This is a genomic window from Pseudomonas sp. NY11955, assembly GCF_048068035.1.
Classification (GTDB): Bacteria; Pseudomonadota; Gammaproteobacteria; order Pseudomonadales; family Pseudomonadaceae; genus Aquipseudomonas.
Window position 1 is genome coordinate 1 of sequence record NZ_JBLUPS010000094.1, and the last position, 212, is coordinate 212.

Genomic DNA, 212 nt, shown 5'->3' on the forward strand with positions numbered 1-212 from the left:
ACGCCGGATCTCCTGTCCATTGCTGGGGAGATGACAGTTTAACTACATGCAGGGGTGGATGGGCATGGCTTGGGATTTTTGGTGGTGCACAAATCGAGCGCCGCCCGCGCGATCATTCATTCACAACCAGACCGCATCCCAATGCGAATAATCGCCCACCCTGCTGACCAACCCAGCCCTTATCGGATTGGCAATTATGTATCTGGCAACAT

The 212-nt window shown here is 53.8% G+C and carries 1 pseudogene; it reads right to left on the minus strand.

Annotation, left to right across the window (positions count from 1 at the left end):
• Positions 1–120: 120 nt before the first annotated feature.
• Positions 121–212, minus strand: a pseudogene (locus ACNFBR_RS29400) (transposase); the annotation flags it as partial.